This window comes from Clostridium sartagoforme AAU1 (assembly GCF_000401215.1).
Taxonomy (GTDB): domain Bacteria; phylum Bacillota; class Clostridia; order Clostridiales; family Clostridiaceae; genus Clostridium; species Clostridium sartagoforme.
In genome coordinates, this window is sequence record NZ_ASRV01000219.1 from 1 (window position 1) to 1,125 (window position 1,125).

Below are 1,125 nucleotides of genomic sequence, written 5' to 3' on the forward strand. Positions count from 1 at the left end.
GAACTGCATCAGATAATTCTACTAAATTATCATCAGTAGCATCTGCAGAAATATTTTTGAAAGTTTGTTTCTTAAATACTTCCTTCCCCTTAGAATCAACACCAATTTGGTATTTAACCTCTACTGAATTTTGTACTAATACTGAGTTTGCCATGTTTATCACCTCCTCATTAATGTATATATGCACTTATGAAGAGTTTTTAAAAAATCTATAAAAAAATAGAGTAAATATTTTTATAATTTCTAAAGAAAAAACAGATGAATTTTACCTTCACCTGTTTGTACTTGTTATGCAAAATATATTAAATTGTAATTTAACGAAGAACTGGTTTATCCCCGGGGGTGCTTGTGGGGCTCAAGAGGTCCACTTGCTTATTTCTTTCATATACAATTTTTCCAAAATCATCAATATGCTTTTTTAAATTTTCATTAGTTATATCATCATAATATAATATATCAAAAAATATGGTAGAGGATATATCTCATTTAAATAGTCATGCAAATCATATAAAACATTATTTGTTATTTTATCTCCTATTATTGCTAAATCAATATCTGATCCTTTCTTATAATTTCCCATTGCTCTACTGCCAAAAATAATTCCCTTTTCTATTTGTGGAAATTTATTTAAAGCATCAATAATATAATCTATATCTTTATCTAATAATCCATACATAACTTATAATTCCTTCTCTAATTTATCATGTAAAAGTTTTAATTCTGGGAAATAAATATTTACTATATCTTTAATTAATTTCGCTACTAATTTTTCATCATAAGTATGTATAGTTAAATTTCTAATTGATAAAGCATCAATCCATGCATGACCATCATTAATTATTTCATTTTGAAAAGCCTGCTTTATAGTTTCTCTCGGACTTTTCAACATATAACCATCCGCTTCTAAATAATCCTTTAAAACTTTCCAAGCTAATTCAAAAGTCATTTCAAAAAATTGTATTATTCCAGCCTGTTCAAGCTCTGATAAGCCTTCTTTTTTTGAGTACTTTTCTAATAGAGTATATGATTTGTTAAAATTTTCAAATCTTTGCTTCCATCTTATATCTTTTAATTCATCCATAACTAATCCCTCCAGGAAAATATATAACAATTTTTCTTTTACAA

3 protein-coding genes are annotated in these 1,125 nt (G+C 26.2%); all 3 read right to left on the reverse strand.

Annotated features, from left to right (window positions below; genetic code table 11):
* The coding region (locus A500_RS21795; protein ID WP_016208868.1) for a DUF1659 domain-containing protein at positions 1 to 154 on the reverse strand (154 nt) is incomplete at its 3' end.
* Between the two features lie 279 nt (positions 155 to 433).
* Entirely contained in the window at positions 434 to 676 is a 243-nt protein-coding gene (locus tag A500_RS17335; protein ID WP_016208869.1) for a nucleotidyltransferase domain-containing protein, read from the reverse strand.
* Between the two features lie 3 nt (positions 677 to 679).
* Positions 680 to 1,081, reverse strand: a complete 402-nt coding sequence (locus tag A500_RS17340; RefSeq protein WP_016208870.1) for a nucleotidyltransferase substrate binding protein — start codon at positions 1,079 to 1,081, stop codon at positions 680 to 682.
* Positions 1,082 to 1,125: the final 44 nt, after the last annotated feature.